Below are 17627 nucleotides of genomic sequence, written 5' to 3' on the forward strand. Positions count from 1 at the left end.
ATTCACACTAAAGATAATCTAGAATCTAAAAATCTCTTTAGCCCCCAGTTTGATATCAAGAGAAAGAGAATTTATTGTGGGGATCGGCTGTATGAGAAAAACCCTAAAGTTGGAGCACAACAAGCCAGAGGATTCTACAAGTCCCCTCCTACAAATGCACCATTCTAGCATAGGGTTTAGGAATATCGATCTCCTGTCCCAAACTCAAGGCTGCATTAAAACACCAAAAAGGGTTTTTGAGCAAAGCGCGCGCTAGATAGATCGCATCCACCACTTGGCTACCCACTAACCTTTGCACCATTTTGGGCTCTTCAAGCAACCCGCCCCCAATGGTGGGTTTGCCTAAAGCCTCTTTGAGATAGCCTGCATAAGGGATTTGATAGCCCGGATAGGTTTTAATGGGAGCTTCCACCACGCCCCCAGAGCTCACATCCAAAGCGTCATAAAGGGGACTTAGAGGCTCTAAGAGTTGTATTATAGTCTGTGGGGTATTGCCTTGTGGGTGGTAGTCTGTAGCCGACACCCTCACGATTAGAGGTAAGTCTATGGCTTCTCTTAGGGCTTGCAAGATTTCTTGTAAAAGCAATGCGCGATTCTTTCCATAGGCATCGCTTCTCTGATTACTCAAAGGGGATAAAAAGCTACTGAGCAAATACCCATGTGCGGCATGGATTTCGATCGCATCAAAACCCGCTTGCTTTGCCCTAAGCCCGGCTTGCTTAAACTCTAAAACGACTTGTTTGATGTCTTGTGTATCTATTTCTTTAGGCATGGCGTATTGCTCATTAAAGCGCAAAGCGCAGGGGGCTAAAAGTGGGGCATCTTTAAGTTGTCCTTTCCTGCCCGCATGCCCAATTTGTAACGCCACCTTAGAGCCGTGTTTGTGGCACTCCCTAACAATCTTGGCTAAGCCCTCCACATGCCCCTCTTCATAAATGCCTAGATCGCCCGGATCAATGCGCCCCTCAGCACTCACTGCGGCTACTTCAAAGATGATTAAGCCCACTTGTCCGATCGCACGGCTAATATAGTGGTGCGTGTGCCAGTCATTGGTGTAGCCATTGATCGCGCTGTATTGATCCATCGGCGCCATCACCACGCGGTTTTTCAACTCCAAATCCCTGATTTGCCAAGGGCTAAATAATAGAGTGTTTTTACGCATGTTCTGCTCCTTCTAAGAATTGGTGTAAATGCCGATACTCTTTGGGATTCAAGTAGCGAGTCTTGCCTACAGGCAAGGCGTTTAGATGGGTAAATCCAAAGCGCACCCGTTTTAAGTCTAGCACGGGGGTTTTAAAATAAGCAAAAAAACGGCGGATTTCTCTATTTTGCCCCTCACAAAGAGTCAGTTTGAGTTTAGAATAATGCCGGTGGTTTTTGATGATATGGCAAGACATGGGGGCTAGGCGCATGCTCTCTAGTTTGCTCTTAGGGTGTGCACCCCCAAGTCCCTTAATCTCAATGCCATTTTGCATAGCCTCTAACATGCGCGCCCCCACACTCCCCTCAATTTTAATCAAGTACTCACGCTCTAGTTGGCTGTGCATCAAAGCATCCACCACCAACTTGCTATCACTTAGTAGCAAGAGACCACTAGAGGCAAAATCCAAACGCCCGATGGGCGTAAAATGCCGGTATCGTGCCTCTAGACTCTCAAAGATAGTCCGCCTACCCCGATCATCCCGTAAGCTCACCAGCTCGCCCTTGGGCTTGTGATAAACCACCACGCTAAAATGTTGGGATTTGGGGCGCAAAAGCTGGGAATTGATAAAAATCTTATCTTGGGGCTTAAAGGGTGTGGTGAAAGTGGCTAAGGTGTGGTTGATTTTGACCTGCCCCTCAGCGATGAGCCGATCGGCTTGGCGGCGCGAACAAGGGAGATTGTGGGCAATGAATTGGTTTAGACGCATTAGATGTCTAACCATTCATAGGCTTGGAAACTCTGCTTGATTGCACTATTGACTTTAAGCGCGGTGTTGAATTTAAACCGCTTGTCCTGATCGTGAAAGATCAATGATAGGGCACGCTCACCCTTGTGGCTTTGGGCGGCATCTTTGAGTTGTGCAAAGAGTTCTAAGGATACGCTGGTATCTAGCACAATAGACAGAGGAATGTGTTGTTCATCTTGGCAGGTGAGCAAACAACTTGAATCATCTTGAAAATCTTTGGCAATGTCTAAGGGTTGGGACATTTCTACCTCCTCTGGGTTGTTTTTGTAGCGCGCTTTAGGGATTTTGACACCCTTTATATTCCCTAGGGTATCAATCTCTAAGAGCCGTAAGCGCGCGACCTCTTCTTGTTCCTCGATCTTGCATTTGAAGGCTAGGGGCTGTTCTATATTGAGCGTATCTAGGGTGTTGAGCTGTTTTTCAAACAACATCAATTCAAAGCGCCCGGACAAATCTACGATGATCACTTGCCCATAGGGTTTTTGACTCTTTTTGCTCAATTTGCGTTTGATCTCTAAAACCTTACCCACAAATACGGCTTGTGAGCCAATCTCCATACGGGGAATATCCACGCTCTTAGCCACATTTTTTAACGCCTTGATGGGGGCTTTAAACTCATCTAAAGGGTGTCCAGAAAAATAAAGCCCCATGCACTCGTATTCATAATTTAAAAGCGTGTTGCTGTCATATTCCTCATAGATTTTTAAATCCAAGTGTGCTTTTTCGTGCGCTTCTTGCTGGGAGAATAGCCCCGCGCGCATTTGGGCATTGGTTTTATCTTTTCTGCGCCCCTCATCGCAAATCGCATCTAAATTTTCAAGCATGGTGCGGCGGTTGTACCCCAAGTTGTCTAGACTCCCCGACTTGATCAAGGGTTCTAAAATGCGTTTGCTAAATTTAGAAAAATCCAACTTGCTAATCAAATCCTCCAAATTTTCAAAATGCCCATGTTTTTCGCGCATCTCCACTAAAGTCCCTAGCGGTCCCTCGCCTGCCCCCTTAATCGCCTCTAACCCAAAGACGATGATCTTGTCCTTTTTGCGTTGTTCAACCTTAAAACTCACATCAGAGGTATTGACATGGGGGCGTTCAATGGCAATCCCCATTAAGCTAGCCTCCTCCACATAACGCGCCACTTCCTCAATGTGGCGGCATTCACTGCTGAGCATGGCTGCCATGAACTCGTGCTTGTAGTGGGTTTTTAAATAAGCCGTTTGGAAAGTGAGCATGGCATAGGCAACGGAGTGGGATTTATTAAAGCCATAGCCGGCAAATTTGACAATGAGATCAAAGAGTTCGCCAGCCTTTTGCACCTCATAGCCCTTTTTTTGCGCGCCCTCTACAAACTTAGCCCGATTAGCCGCCATGATGCTGGCATCTTTTTTGCCCATTGCGCGCCTGATCAAATCCGCTTCGCCCAAAGAAAAGCCTGCAATGCTCTGCACAATTTGCATGACTTGTTCTTGGTAGATGATGGTCCCATAGGTAGGGCGTAAAATAGGCTCTAGGGCTTCAAACATATAGGTGATGGATTCATGTCCATGTTTGCGATTAACAAAGTCATCCACCATGCCCGACTCCATAGGTCCGGGTCGCCCCAGTGAAAGGATGGCAACAATATCCTCAAAGCTGGAGGGACGCAAGCGTTTGTTGAGGGTTTGGAACATACCTGATTCGATTTGGAATATCCCAATCGTGTTGCCCTCTTGGATCGTGGTATAAACCTGTGGGTCGTTCATATCCACATCTAAGAGATCGATTTTTTGGTGACTGTATTTTTCAATGATCTTTAACGTATCGTGGATTACACTCAAAGTCTTAAGCCCCAAAAAGTCAAACTTGATCAGATCGATGGCTTCTAGGTATTTCATGGAGTATTGGGTAACAATGCCCCCCGTGCGCTCACTGGTATAAAGCGGGGTTTTATACCACAGCTCCCGCTCACTATCCACCACTAAAGCGGCCGCATGCTTGCCTGCCGAGCGGTTTAAATTCTCTAAACGCAAAGAAAAATCCCAAACCTCTTTGGCAAGTTTATCGCTCTCTATGAGTGTCTTGATCTTGGGCTCTAGATCAAAGGCTTCTTGCAAGGTGATCCCTAGTTTGTTGGGGATGAGTTTTGCCATCTCATCGGCTTGTTTGTAGGGCATGTCTAAGACCCGTGCGACATCGCGGATCACCCCTTTTGCGAGCATTTTATTGAAGGTGATCACTTGAGCGACATTGTATTTGCCATATTTGTTGATCATATAGTCCAACATCTCGCCCCGCCGTTTTTGGCAAAAATCCGTATCAATATCGGGCATAGACACGCGATCAGGATTTAAGAATCGTTCAAACAAAAGATCGTATTTGATTGGATCAATATCGGTGATTTGCAAACAAAAAGCAACCAAACTGCCTGCCGCACTACCCCGCCCCGGCCCTACAGGAATCCCGTTTTCACGCGCATGCCTAATAAAATCCCACACAATTAGCATGTAACCCGCAAATTTCATCTGGCTAATGATTTTAATTTCATACTCTAGGCGTTCTGTGTAGCGGGCATGTTGGCTAGGATCAACCCGTTCTAAACGCTTTTTAAGCCCCTCTCTAGATTTATAGGCAAAGTAAGCCCCGTCATCCTCTAAGTCTAGCCCCTCCTCTTGGGCGTATTGCTGGGTGAATTTGAAGCGTGGGGGAGTGGGTGGATTGGCATCATTTTTTAAATCTAACTCCAAATGGCACTTACTGGCGATCTCTTGGGTGTTTTGCAAGGCTTCAGGAATGTCGGCAAAGAGTCTGGCCATCTGCTCGGGGGTTTTGATATAAAACTCATGCACAGAGTGTTTTAAGCGGTTTTCATCATTTAAGGTCTTGCCCATCGCCACGCACATGGCGACCTCTTGCGCGCTGGCATCCTCTTTGTTGGTATAGTGGGTGTCGTTGGTGGCAATGAGCTTAATGCCTGTTTCTAAGGACAATCTAATGAGTTGTTCATCAATAAAGAGTTGATCAGCAATGCCATGGCGCATGATCTCCATGTAAAAATCATCCCCAAAAATTTCTTGGTATTCCTCTGCCACCCTCTTAGCCTCTTCATAGCCCTTAGCCCCATATTGCTTATTTTTAGGGCTATTGGTGTTTAAATGCCAGTTGATTTCCCCTTGCAGACACGCGCTTGAACAGATGATCCCCTTAGATCGCTCCCTTAAGAGCTTTTTATTGATGCGTGGATAATAATAAAACCCCTCTAAGAAAGCCTGTGAGCTCAGATACATTAAATTATGATAACCCTCTAAATCTTTGGCATACAAACAAAGATGGAAGCGTTGCCTTGATTGTTTGTCGCTCAAGTTTTCGGCATTATGTAAGTAGGTTTCAATCCCAATGATGGGCTTGATTCCCTCTTTTTTCATGCAGGTGTAAAAATCAATCGCGCCAAACATATTCCCGTGATCGCTCATGCTCACACTCTCCATGCCCAACTCTTTGATCTTTTGGGCTAGGGTCTTGATCTTATTGGCCCCATCTAAGAGCGAATATTCGGTATGCAGGTGTAAATGGGTGAACTGTTGCATGTGTATCCTTTATTCCATACTATTACAGGAGGACTTAAAAATCAAGTCTAAAATCCTACATTGAGCCACGCTTATTCCTAGATTTTTTAACTCAAGTGAGGACAACCCCTTAAGTAAATTTTGGTTATACTAGCCCCTCAAAAATCCAAAAAATAGGATCAGGCTCGTATGTTAAGCATTAGAAACATCGCTGTTATTGCCCATGTCGATCATGGAAAAACCACTTTGGTGGATGGTTTGCTCACACAATCGGGCACTTTTGGTGAGCGCGACAAGATTGATGAGCGCATGATGGATAGTAACGACTTAGAAAGGGAACGGGGGATCACCATCCTTTCTAAAAACACAGCGATCCACTACAAAGACACCAAAATCAACATCATAGACACCCCCGGGCACGCCGACTTTGGAGGCGAAGTGGAGCGGGTGCTTAAAATGGTCGATGGGGTTTTGCTCTTAGTGGATGCGCAAGAAGGGGTGATGCCCCAGACTAAGTTTGTGGTCAAAAAGGCATTGAGTTTTGGATTATGCCCCATTGTGGTGGTCAATAAAATTGACAAGCCTGCAGCTGAACCCGATAGGGTGGTTGATGAGGTCTTTGATCTTTTCGTGGCGATGGGGGCAAATGATACCCAGCTAGATTTTCCAGTTGTCTATGCAGCTGCACGGGATGGCTACGCCATTAAAGACTTGAGCGATGAAAAAAAGAATTTAGAACCTCTGTTTGAAACCATTCTCTCCCATGTGCCCACTCCCAGCGGGGAGACCGATCAGCCCCTGCAAATGCAGATTTTTACCCTAGATTACGACAACTATGTGGGTAAAATCGGCATTGTGCGGGTGTTTAATGGGCAGATCAAAAAGGGAGACATGGTCGCTTTGCATAAGAGCGATGGGAGCAAGGAGAGCGGGCGTATCACAAAATTGATTGGCTTTTTAGGGCTAGCTAGAATGGAGATCGAGCAGGCACAGGCGGGCGACATTGTCGCCATTGCCGGCTTTAATGCGATGGATGTGGGCGATAGCGTGGTCGATCCCAATAATCCTATGCCCTTAGACCCTATGCACCTTGAAGAGCCCACCATGAGCGTGGTGTTTGCAATCAATGATTCCCCCCTAGCGGGCACGGAAGGTAAGCATGTTACCGCTAATAAACTCAAAGATCGCCTGTTAAAAGAGATGCAAACCAACATCGCCATGAAGTGCGAGGAAATGGGCGAGGGGAAATTTAAAGTGAGTGGGCGGGGGGAATTGCAAATCACCATTTTAGCCGAGAATTTGCGCCGTGAGGGCTTTGAGTTTAGCATTTCGCGCCCTGAAGTGATCGTGAAAGTTCAAGATGGCGTGAAGCTAGAACCCTTCGAGCATTTGGTGATTGACACCCCCCAAGATTTTAGCGGGGCGATCATTGAGCGACTCGGGCGGCGCAAGGCGGAGATGAAGGCGATGAATCCGATGAATGATGGTTACAGCCGTTTAGAATTTGAAATCCCGGCTAGGGGGCTCATTGGTTATCGCTCTGAGTTTTTAACCGACACCAAGGGCGAGGGGGTGATGAATCATTCCTTTTTAGAGTTTCGTCCCTTTAGTGGGAGTGTGGAGTCGCGCAAAAATGGGGCGTTGGTGAGCATGGAAAATGGGGAGGCGACCGCGTTTTCTCTGTTTAATATCCAAGAGCGGGGTACGCTTTTTATTGGGGCGCAAACAAAGGTCTATGTGGGCATGGTCATTGGTGAGCACAGCCGGGACAATGATTTAGAAGTTAATCCCATTAAATCTAAGCACCTAACCAACATGCGTGCGAGTGGGAGCGATGATGCGATCAAACTCACCCCCCCAAGACTGATGGCACTTGAGCGGGCTTTAGAATGGATTGAGGAAGATGAACTGCTGGAGGTTACACCCTTGAACTTGCGTATCCGCAAGAAAGTTTTAGACCCCACGGCACGCCGCCGTGTCAAAAAATCTTAGTCTAAGAGGAAATACCATGCAATTATCTGTTACCAAGCGCAATGGGTGTGTTGAGCCTTTGGACACAGAGAAAATCCGTAAGTATTTAAAAAGTGCTACAGAAGGCTTAGAGGGGATCAATAAGAGTGTTTTGGAATTAGAAATGAATCTTTATTTTAAAGACAGAATCAAAACACAGGATATCCCTAAAACCCTGATCAAAATGGCAGTGGATAAAATCGATGTGGATGCGCCTAATTGGAGTTTTGTTGCTGCACGGCTGTTTCTAGATGATCTTTACTACCAAGTGAATGGCTCTAGGGGCTATGCGCATTTGAAAGACTATTTTAAGAGGGGCGAAAAAGAAGGGCGTATCGCATTGGGCTTTAAAGATAAGTTTAATTTGGAACAACTCAATGAGGCACTAGTGCCTGAGCGTGATTTGCAATTTAACTATCTAGGGATCAAGACCCTTTATGATCGCTATTTGCTCAAAGACTCCCAAGGCAACCCCATTGAGCTACCCCAACACATGTTCATGGCGATTGCGATGTTCCTAGCCCAAAATGAGAGCGACCCCAATGCGCGTGCTTTGGAGTTTTACGGGGTGTTGAGCAAGTTTGAACTGATGTGTGCCACGCCCACTTTAGCCAATGCGCGCACGCCCAATCATCAACTCAGCTCTTGTTATGTGGGTTCAACCCCAGATAACATTGAAGGGATTTTTGACAGCTATAAAGATATGGCTCTTTTGTCTAAATACGGCGGGGGGATTGGCTGGGATTTTAGCCAAGTGCGTTGTTTGGGTAGCTACATTGATGGGCATAAGAGTGCTAGTGCGGGCGTGATTCCGTTTTTAAAGATCGTCAATGATGTCGCCATTGCGGTCGATCAACTCGGCACACGCAAGGGAGCGATTGCGGTCTATTTGGAAATTTGGCACATGGACATTTTAGAGTTCATTGATTTACGCAAAAATAGTGGCGATGAACGCCGCCGTGCCCATGATTTATTCCCCGCCCTCTGGATTTGCGATCTGTTCATGGAACGTGTGGAGCAAGATGGGATTTGGACTCTCTTTGACCCTTATGCTTGCCCCGATCTCACCCAGTGTTATGGGGTCGAATTTAGACAAAAATACCTAGATTACGAGCAAAACCCCGCTGTTCCTAAAGAGAAGATGAGTGCTAAGACATTGTGGAGAAAAATCCTCACTAATTATTTTGAGGCAGGTCTGCCCTTTTTGGGCTTTAAAGATCGTGCCAATGAGACCAACCCTAATGCCCATGTAGGGCTTATCCGTTCCTCCAATCTTTGCACCGAGATTTACCAAAATACCAGTGCGGGCCATTATCGCATGCGCGTGGAATTTGAGGGGGGAGATTGCGTATTTTTCGAAGAACAAGTAGAGGTTAGCACTGATGCGGGTGTGTCTAAAAAAGCCAATAAACTCACCAGCAATGATTGCTTGGGGGGCAAAAAAATCTTCATGGCGACTAAAGTTCCTGAGGAGGGCGCAGTCGCGGTGTGCAATTTGGCTAGCTTGAATTTGAGCAAAATTAACACCCCAAAAGACCTTGAACGGGTCGTGCCCATTGCGGTGCGGATGTTGGATAATGTGATTGATTTGAATTTTTACCCCACGGCTAAGGCAAAAAACACGAATTTAAAGAGCCGTGCGATCGGGCTTGGTGTGATGGGCGAGGCGCAGATGTTAGCCCAAAGTCAGATCAAATGGGGGAGCCCAGAACACACTGCCAAGATCGATCAAGTCCTAGAAAAGATGAGTTATGAAACCATTTTGGCTAGTTCTAATCTTGCCCAAGAGCGGGGGAGTTACACCCATTTTGAGGGCTCAGAATGGAGTAAGGGGGTTTTTCCTATGGATAAAGCCAAACAAGAAGCCCTAGAGTTAAGCGCGCATGCCCCCATGTGTGATTGGGCTAGTCTCAAGGCACGGGTGCAAAAACAGGGGCTTAGAAATGGGTATTTAATGGCAATTGCGCCCACTAGCTCGATCTCTATCTTAGTGGGCACGACCCAAACCATTGAGCCTATTTACCAAAAAAAGTGGTTCGAGGAAAATCTAAGCGGGATGATCCCGGTGGTTGTGCCTAATTTAAACCTAGAAACTTGGAATTATTACACTTCCGCCTATGACATCGATCCCAAGGATATTGTCCGCTTGGCTGCTGTGCGCCAAAAGTGGATCGATCAAGGCCAAAGCCTCAATCTCTTTTTACGCCCCCAAGAGGCTAGTGGCAAACTCTTGCATGAAATCTACCACTTGGCATGGAAACTAGGTTTAAAATCAACCTACTATCTACGCACCCAAAGCCCTAGCCTAGATGATAAAAGCGTGCTGGATCGATCCATTGAGTGCCACCATTGCCAGTGATCCAAAGGTTTTCTAGCAAAGCTCCAAATCCTTGATCTTGGAGCGTATGCTCTCAAAATGCGTTTCTAATGCCCCACGGCGTTGGATGCTCAGTTCAATAAACGCGCCTTCTTTTTCTATGCCCACAAAGGCGCGCCCCAACAAATTAGCCGCAATGCCTGTTGTGCCCGAGCCACTAAAGGGATCGCCAATAAGCGAATTAGGATGGCTAGCCATTAAAATCAAACGCACCAAGAGTCTTAGGGGCTTTTGGGTGGGGTGTTTACCCTGTTTTTTTTCCCAAGGAGCGATGGCAGGCAATACCCACACATCGCGCATTTGCCGATTCTCATTGATTTTTTTTAATAATTCGTAGTTAAAAATATGCTTGTGCTTGGGGCTTTTGCGCGCCCAAATGATCTGTTCGCTTGAGTGTGTCAGATAACGGCAGCTAAAATTGGGGGGCGGGTTGCTTTTTTGCCAAGTGATGAGGTTTAAAATCTTAAAGCCTAATTCTTGCAAGGCAAGCCCGAGTGAAAAGAGATTATGGTGGGTGGCACTGATACAAATACTCCCCCCGGGTTTGAGTGCACTTTTAGCCACCTGCAACCATGCCATATTAAAGGCGTGCATGCTCTCTAAACCCTTGCTTTGATCCCAATGTCCCTTATTTACGCTCACAATCTCCCCACTTTGGATACTAAGCCCCCCATTGGAGAGAAAATAGGGCGGATCGGCAAAGATAAAATCAAAGCATTCGGGCATTTGCCTTAAAATCGTGTTGCAATCAGCTTGGTAGAGCGTGAATGGAGCGAGTTTGTCAGTGCTCCTAAAGATGGGTGTTTGTAGGCTATGATCCATTTTGCACGCTTTTAATGAGGTGATCCACATGGGCGAGATTATAAAGACACACGCTTTTATACGCCTCTTCTAATTTGTTTTGGCAAGAAAGCCAGCCCTGCCCATCGGTGATCCACACAAAATATTTCCCCGCCAAACCCTCAAAACGCAGGGCGAGTTCTTGATAAGCCCGTGCTACCTCATTAAGCTTACTCCCTGCACTAGTGTAAAAATTACACTCCACAAAATACAGACCTTGTTTGCCCGAGATCACAAAATCAAATCTTTTAATATCCTCGCCAAAAAGCCTATGCAAATCTGGATACAGCTCCACGCTCACCTGTTGGCTAAACTCCAAATGCGCATTTTTAAACATGTCTCTCAAATGGGCTTCCATAGCAAACCCACCCCGATTCTTGCGCGCGTTGCTATCCAGCCCGACCTCAACGCCCAAGATAAAATCATCTAAATCTTTAATTTTGTGGGTGCTAAAGAGTTCTAAAAGCCCGCTTTGGGAGAGAAAAGCGCAAATTTTTTCTGGGCTTTGCAAATAGCCACTTAAGGGCATTTCCTCTTGTTGGGGGGTCAAAATGATCTCTTGGGAGTTACGCATAGCCAGCAAGAGGGGCAGGGCTTGGAAGGCTTGGGGGTTTTGATTAAAGAGGGCTTGGACTTTGGATTCTAAGTTTTGCGCACTCACCCCTAAAAGCCCATTTAAAACCCGCAACGATACACGCAGGGCGTGGCGTTTTTCTAAGCATTTTTGCCAATCTACAAAAAAATCCAGCGTACGGTTGGTTTTTTTAAGCGTTTTCAAAAAGCAATCAAAGGGGAGGGCATTTTTCATGGATTAATCCTCAATGTTTGGCATCTAGGATGAATTGCAGGATAAAGAGAATCATGAAGACATATAAAAGGGGATGCACCTCTTTAAACTTGCCCCGACAGATTTTAATGAGCGGGTAGAGAATCAACCCCGCACCCACGCCATTAGTGATGCTATAAGAGAGGGGAATCCAAAAGAGCACAAAAAAGGCAGGCAAGGATTCCTCTAAATTGTGCCAATCAATTTGGCCTAGATGGCTCATCATCAAAAAGCCCACCACGATCAGAGCGGGGGAAGTGATAGCGGGCATGCTGGCTAAAACTTTGGCTAGGGGGGCTAAAAAGAGCATGCCCACAAACAAAAGGGCGATCACCACGCCCGTAAAGCCTGTGCGCCCCCCCACGCTCACCCCCGTGCCCGATTCGATGTAAGCTGAGGTGGGCGAAGTCCCCGCAAGCGCGCCTAAAGTGCTGGCAATCGCATCGGCAGACAACGCCGCTTTGGCATTGGGAAAATGCCCATTTTCAAGCAAGTTAGCTTGTTTGGCAACACCGATCATGGTGGCGGTGGTGTCAAAGAGCATGATCAAAAAGAAAGTGAAAATCACCGCGCTTAAATTGGGCTTGAATGCGCTTAAAATATCTAGTTTTAAAAAGGTGGTGCTGGTGTGGGTGGGGAGTTCTAAGAGGTGATCGGGGAGTTGCAGATGCCCCAAAAGGAAGCTGAGTAGAGCGGTGATGAGCATGCCCAAAAAAATCGCCGCCTTGATGTTGTAAATCATCAAAACAAGGGTAATAAGCAGACCCAGTAAAGACATGTAGGCAATGGGATGGGCAAAATTGCCCAAAGTAACCAAAGTTGCGGGTGAAGCGACAATCAAATGGGCATTTTGCATGCCAATAAAGGCAATAAAGAGCCCAATCCCCGCACTCATGCCCGCTTTGAGCGGATTAGGGATCGCCTTGATCAAGGCTTCTCTAAACCCCGTCAAAGAGAGGGCTAAAAAAATGAGTGAGGCTAAAAATACACTCCCCAAAGCACTTTGCCAAGAAATACCCATGCTAAGGACTATCACGAAGGTAAAATAAGCATTCATGCCCATCCCCGGGGCAATAGCGATGGGGTAATTAGCTAGCAAGCCCATAATGAGCGTACCGACTACCGAAACTAAAATGGTGGCCACAAAGACCCCCTCAAAATCCATGCCCGTTTTTTGCAAAATCGCCGGATTAACCACTAAAATATACGCCATTGTCACAAAGGTCGTAACGCCAGCGGTGATCTCGGTGCGTAAATTTGTGTGCCGTTCTTTAAATTGGAAAAAACGCGCTAAAGCTTGCATGGTTTGCTCCTTATGTATTTAGTGGCTTTCATGTTAGAATGGAGCAAAAAGGCAAATTCTAATGGATTTTGCTTAAGATGGGGCTTAAATGATCACCTTAGAGGGCTTAGAGTCTTGGCAAAATAAGCGGTGTTTATTGGGCTTTTCAGGCGGGGGGGATAGCGTGGCATTGTTTTATCTGCTCCTAGAACAGGGCGTGCATTTTGATCTAGCCATCGTGCATTATGCCCTGCGCGATCAAGCCGATCAAGAGGTGCGATACGCCTTAAAATTAGGGCGACAACATACTAAAAGCGTGCATGTGTGCTATGCGCCCCTAAGGGGGGGGAATTTGGAGGCGCGCGCACGCACACGCCGTTATGCCTTTTTTGCACGCTTAAGCCTTTTATTTGGCTATGAATGCGTGATCTTAGCCCACCACCTCAATGATAAACTCGAATGGTTTTTAATGCAATTAGCCAAGGGGGCGAGTTTGCAAACCCTTTTAGGGTTTGAAGCCCTAGAGAGTAGAGAGCACTACACCCTAGCCCGTCCGCTCCTCTACACCCCCAAAAACACGCTTAAAGACTATTTACACGCCCATAACTACCGCTATTTTGAGGATTACAGCAATGCCAATCAGCGTTTTAAACGCAATGTCTTTAGGCATGCCTTAAGCGATGTGTTTTTAAATCTCAAGGGCACATCTCAGGGCTTAAAACGCAGTTTTCAGGCTCTAGCTTTGGAAAAAACCCGGCTCTACCCCCCCATTAAAATGGTTTGTATAGCTAGGGTGTGGGTGTTTAAAGAAAATAGCCAAAATGTATATTACATCGATCGCCTCTTAAAACGCTTGGGTTATGTGTTGAGCCAACCCCAACGCCTAGAGTTAGAACGCCAACACTTTAACACGATCTTTAGCACCCAAACTAAAGTCTATTGTGTCGGGGCTTTGGGAGGGTTTGTCTTCGTGGGGACAAGATCACACACCAAACCCATAGCCCTACCCAAAATCTATAAAGATCGATGCCGCACCCTCAAAATCCCCCTCAACTTGCGTCAAATCCTTTATAGCTCCAAATGGCAGGAACATTTAGAAGCGATTAAACACGCTAAAGACACCCTGTGCGCGCCATCAAACTTAAGGGCAAGTTAAAATACGCGATGATCTCTTGCTCTAGGGCGCGTTGTTGTCCTTGATCGCATTCATGATCATAGCCTAGTAGGTGCAAGTAGCCATGCACGAACAACAAGGCGATTTCATCTAAAAGTGCATGCCCGCGCGCTTGGCTCTCTTGGATGGCTAAATCCACATTGATCACTACACTGCCTAAAAGTTGCTGGGCGGGCATTTCTATGGGGAAACTCAGCACATCGGTGCTTTTGGGGATATTCCTAAATTCTAAGTTAAGTTTAGCGATCTGTTCGCTACAGACTAAAACCAACTCCACATGCCCGGGGCGCTTTAAATACTCCATCATGGGCAAAAGTTTAGGGATTAGCCAGCCTTCTAAATCTAGGGGCAAACTCTCTTGGTCAGCCTCACAAATGATCTCAATAGCACAAGTAGGCAAGGCTTAGGCCTTGAGTGCGGGGAGTTCGAAGAAGGCCGCCTTGTCATTACCACCCAAGTAATATTTTTCATAAAAATCGGGGGGGATATTGAGCCAACCATCACTCAGTTTGATTCTTGCAAAATCAAGCGAATAATCGCCAGCACACACAAATATAGTATCGGGTTTGGGTGTGTAATAGTCGCTCTCAGGTTTGATTTGATAACTTGTTAAAAAAGTCTCAAAATCTGCTTGCGAAAACGAATAACGACCTCCCGAGCAATCAAGTTCTTCATCCTCTTGAAAAATAGGGCTTGCAAAAAAATAAAGCAAGAGGATGGGGTAGTGTTTGGGCTCACCCACCCATAAAGATTTTTTATGCTTGATGGCAAGTCCCCTAAGCACTTCCTTTCTGTCTTTTTCCAGTGCCTCAAAGTGGTGATCGAGCAGTTCCACTAAGATCGCCTTACCACTCTCTAAATCTGGAGCGTTGAGTAAGCGGCTTTTAAGGACTTGATAAGATTTGGGCTTGCCCTTACTAGAAACAGCCCCTATGTTAGGTTGGATCGCCTCTTGGATCAATTTTCTAATCAGATTTTCTAACTTGAGTTGTTGGCCTTGATAACTCTCTAGCTGGGCTTGTTTGTGGGCTAGAGCTTGTTGCTGGTTTAGGGCCACTTGGATAGTTTCCCTCTCCACACCCACGCTAAAAATTTGGCACAACGCAAAGATGATGTCCGCATCATTCGTGGCGTTAATGGCTAGGACTTGGTCTAGCTCGCTTTGGAATGCGCGGGATTGCAACCAGCGTTGCAAAGTGTTGTTCTTATAGTGTTCCAACACATCTAAGATGTCAAAATGCTCTCTGAGCTCCTCTAAATTACTCACCCTATGGTTATCACAATGCAAAACAAACTTAGCTAGTTTCATGGTTGTCCTTAATCAAAGATGGCACATGATAGCCAATTTGGGTTACATGCAATACCCGCGTTTTTGACATAGGGCTAGTAGTTTGGCTTGGTAGTCATCTTGCAACGAATCTAGGGTGATGGGGTTTTGGTTATTAGGGTCATCACGATCTTGGCGGTAGATAATTTGCGAACCCAACACTTGGTTAGAACCATCGGCATTAATTTTGAGATTTTGCGCGCTGTATTGGTGCAAATAAAAATCATTGTAGCCACGCAGTTTGAAAGTCAGGTAGAATTGGCGTTTGATTGGTGTAGAAAGGGTTTTTGAAAACTCCAAAGTCAAGTAACCCTCGTTGTAGATCGCATGGACCACACCCACGCCCTCCATGCAAAAATGGGCGCGTTGGGTGCGTAAGGTCTTGCCCTCTGTGATAGCAACACAATTCGTGTTGGCGCTGATCTGGTTGGAAATGGAGTAGGTTTGTGTATTGATCTCTAGGATTTGCACCTCTAAGGGTGTGTTTTGGGGATGGGATTGGAGTCTGGCTAAAAGCGCATTATTAATCGCAGAGAGGGGGATTTGTTTAGAATTGGGTTGGTTGTAAAAAACTTGTTGGTGGTTGGAAAAATGGCTCAAATAAAACGAACCCTCTGAGAGCTGGAAGGCGAGATAAATACTGGTTTTGCGTGCGGGAGTGGTGGGTGTAGGGGGTGTTTTCTTAGAGAGGGTGAAACCTACAGAGTTGGCACCATCAGCACTACTGAGTTCTAATTGGTTAAAGCCCTCCAAGCAAAAGCCCTTAAAAACTTGTTTTTGGAAAGAAATACCCAAACAGAGGCTGTCTTTTTGTTCCCCTCCTTTTTGGCGAGTCTCACCCCGAGAATAAAAGAAAGTATAGGATCGATCGCCAATCTTAAAAGCTTGTTGGTAGTCATCTCCAAAAAAGATATAATTTGTGAACGCAGACCCCACAAGATTATTCTTAGCAAAAAAATCTTTCATCCATGTAAAGGCTGCCACGCTTTCATCAGAAAAACAAGATGATTGGCAATCGCCCTTTTTAAGCGCGGCGTTCATTTGGGCGCGCTTTTTATCGATCCAACTTGGTGTGTTGGGTTTATTGTCAAGAGAATCACATGCATAGGCGCAAGAGAGGGCCAAAAAGGATAGAAAAGCCAAATTTTTCATCTGCACCTCATATACAATACCCATTTTTTTGGCATTTGGATAAAAGTTTGGTGATTAAATCTGCCCTCAAGGAATCCATACCAATGGGGGCTTTGTGGTTTGGATCATCGCGATCTTGGCGGTAAATGACTCGGGTTTTCAAAATCTTTTGGACTCCTTCATGGTTGATTTGGACATTTTGGCGGCTTAATTGGTACAACAAGAAAGCCCCTTGGTCAAATCGGAAGGTGATAAAAAACTTGTGTTGGAGGGAATTTTGGGGTATATCGCTAAATTCAAAGCGTAAAAAATCCTCTTGGTGTGAAAAATGCACATGGGTGTATCCAAAAATACAGAAACTCCCTTTTAAAAGATTTGCGCTAACCTGCACGGCACCCACGCATTTTAAACTTTGTGTGAGCTCAGAGCTAGAGGGGCTGGTATTGATGACAAGGGCGTATTTTTGCCCCTCCAAGGAGAGATAAGTTAGGGAGTTTTCCTGAATGGGAGATTTGATAGAAAAAGAGTTATGGACCCTGAGACGTTCCAAAAAGGAGACACTAAGAACTGCCATCGGGAACTTTTGGGCGTTGCTAGGATCGTCCCTGCTTTGCAAATAAAGGATACGGGTTTGATCGCCCATTTTTTCCTCCAAACGCGACAAATAAAAAGTGCCTGAAATGAGATGGAAGGCAACATCTAGGCTGGAGGTTTGGGGGGTTGTGGGGGTTGGCATGGTGGGCAAGAGCCTTAAGGAGAACTGATCGATTAAAGAGTCGTTTTTCTTCCAAACCACACGCTCAAAGCCCTCCAAACAAAACCCTTTGTATAATTTGCCCCCAAACAACACACCCACGCAGACACTGGACACACCCTTTTGCCCGCCTGATAGATGGGTTTGCGCATGGGCATAGAGAAAAGTATAGGACTTGCCATGCATGTGGATTGTCTGTTGTTCGTTAATGTCTGAAGAAACTTCGTAATAGTCATAAGTGTTTGCAGACTTTTGGACAAAGTCCCCTGTCCATTGGATGAGTTTATCCCTAGCCTTTAAAGAAGGGGTGGCTTGCAAACAAACCAACCCCAAGAGGCATATAAAAACCCACCTCATGCTACATACAATACCCGCGCTCTTTGCATTGGGCAAACAACTTATCTTGGTAAGCACCATC

The 17627-nt window shown here is 45.9% G+C and carries 13 protein-coding genes; 3 read left to right on the plus strand and 10 right to left on the minus strand.

What is annotated here, in order from left to right; translation table 11 throughout:
- Positions 1–148 precede the first annotated feature (148 nt).
- The 3 genes from EAO36_RS07320 to dnaE are packed head-to-tail and all read right to left on the minus strand — an operon-like array spanning position 149 to position 5509.
- A complete protein-coding gene (locus tag EAO36_RS07320; protein ID WP_120955926.1) occupies positions 149–1162 on the minus strand; it encodes an oxidoreductase in 1014 nt (337 codons plus the stop codon).
- Entirely contained in the window at positions 1155–1910 is a 756-nt protein-coding gene (locus EAO36_RS07325; RefSeq protein ID WP_185963026.1) for a pseudouridine synthase, read from the minus strand. Before EAO36_RS07325 ends, EAO36_RS07320 begins: the two co-directional genes overlap by 8 nt.
- Complete coding sequence (gene dnaE / locus EAO36_RS07330) at positions 1910–5509, minus strand: DNA polymerase III subunit alpha (protein WP_120948680.1); 3600 nt, start codon at positions 5507–5509, stop codon at positions 1910–1912. Before dnaE ends, EAO36_RS07325 begins: the two co-directional genes overlap by 1 nt.
- A gap of 168 nt (positions 5510–5677) precedes the next feature.
- Here dnaE and typA point away from each other — a divergent pair, with 168 nt between their 5' ends.
- Both typA and EAO36_RS07340 read left to right on the plus strand, forming a co-directional pair.
- Positions 5678–7480, plus strand: coding sequence for a translational GTPase TypA (gene typA / locus EAO36_RS07335; protein WP_120948681.1), 1803 nt, complete (start codon positions 5678–5680; stop codon positions 7478–7480).
- A gap of 16 nt (positions 7481–7496) precedes the next feature.
- Positions 7497–9857 (plus strand): ribonucleoside-diphosphate reductase subunit alpha, encoded by a 2361-nt coding sequence (locus tag EAO36_RS07340; protein ID WP_120955927.1) that lies wholly within the window; start codon positions 7497–7499, stop codon positions 9855–9857.
- Between the two features lie 12 nt (positions 9858–9869).
- Here the strand turns inward: EAO36_RS07340 and EAO36_RS07345 are convergent, their stop codons facing one another.
- The 3 genes from EAO36_RS07345 to EAO36_RS07355 are packed head-to-tail and all read right to left on the minus strand — an operon-like array spanning position 9870 to position 12844.
- The gene (locus EAO36_RS07345; RefSeq protein WP_120948682.1) at positions 9870–10697 is read right to left on the minus strand and encodes a DNA-methyltransferase; all 828 of its coding nucleotides are present in this window, start codon (positions 10695–10697) and stop codon (positions 9870–9872) included.
- Positions 10687–11523: a type II restriction endonuclease gene (locus EAO36_RS07350; RefSeq protein WP_120948683.1), complete on the minus strand. Its 837-nt coding sequence runs from the start codon at positions 11521–11523 to the stop codon at positions 10687–10689. The genes EAO36_RS07345 and EAO36_RS07350 overlap by 11 nt, the downstream gene beginning before the upstream one ends.
- Positions 11524–11533: 10 nt before the next feature.
- Positions 11534–12844 carry an NCS2 family permease gene (locus EAO36_RS07355; RefSeq protein WP_120948684.1) on the minus strand — a complete coding sequence of 437 codons (1311 nt, stop codon included), beginning with the start codon at positions 12842–12844 and terminating at the stop codon, positions 11534–11536.
- A gap of 88 nt (positions 12845–12932) precedes the next feature.
- Between EAO36_RS07355 and tilS the strand changes: the two genes are divergently transcribed.
- The gene (gene tilS / locus EAO36_RS07360; protein ID WP_120955928.1) at positions 12933–13979 is read left to right on the plus strand and encodes a tRNA lysidine(34) synthetase TilS; all 1047 of its coding nucleotides are present in this window, start codon (positions 12933–12935) and stop codon (positions 13977–13979) included.
- Here the strand turns inward: tilS and ybeY are convergent.
- The 4 genes from ybeY to EAO36_RS07380 all read right to left on the minus strand — a co-directional run.
- Positions 13936–14373 carry an rRNA maturation RNase YbeY gene (ybeY, locus tag EAO36_RS07365; protein WP_205586168.1) on the minus strand — a complete coding sequence of 146 codons (438 nt, stop codon included), beginning with the start codon at positions 14371–14373 and terminating at the stop codon, positions 13936–13938. The two genes, tilS and ybeY, sit on opposite strands and share 44 nt — an antisense overlap.
- A 27-nt stretch (positions 14374–14400) precedes the next feature.
- A complete protein-coding gene (locus EAO36_RS07370) occupies positions 14401–15306 on the minus strand; it encodes a hypothetical protein (RefSeq protein ID WP_120955930.1) in 906 nt (301 codons plus the stop codon).
- Between the two features lie 42 nt (positions 15307–15348).
- On the minus strand, positions 15349–16500 hold the full coding sequence (locus EAO36_RS08815) for a hypothetical protein (protein WP_143928460.1): 1152 nt from the start codon (positions 16498–16500) through the stop codon (positions 15349–15351).
- A partial coding sequence (locus EAO36_RS07380) for a hypothetical protein (protein ID WP_235852412.1) occupies positions 16484–17627 on the minus strand: 1144 nt, incomplete at its 5' end. The genes EAO36_RS07380 and EAO36_RS08815, both read right to left, overlap by 17 nt.

Source organism: Helicobacter mehlei (assembly GCF_003660265.1).
Lineage (GTDB): Bacteria > Campylobacterota > Campylobacteria > Campylobacterales > Helicobacteraceae > Helicobacter > Helicobacter mehlei.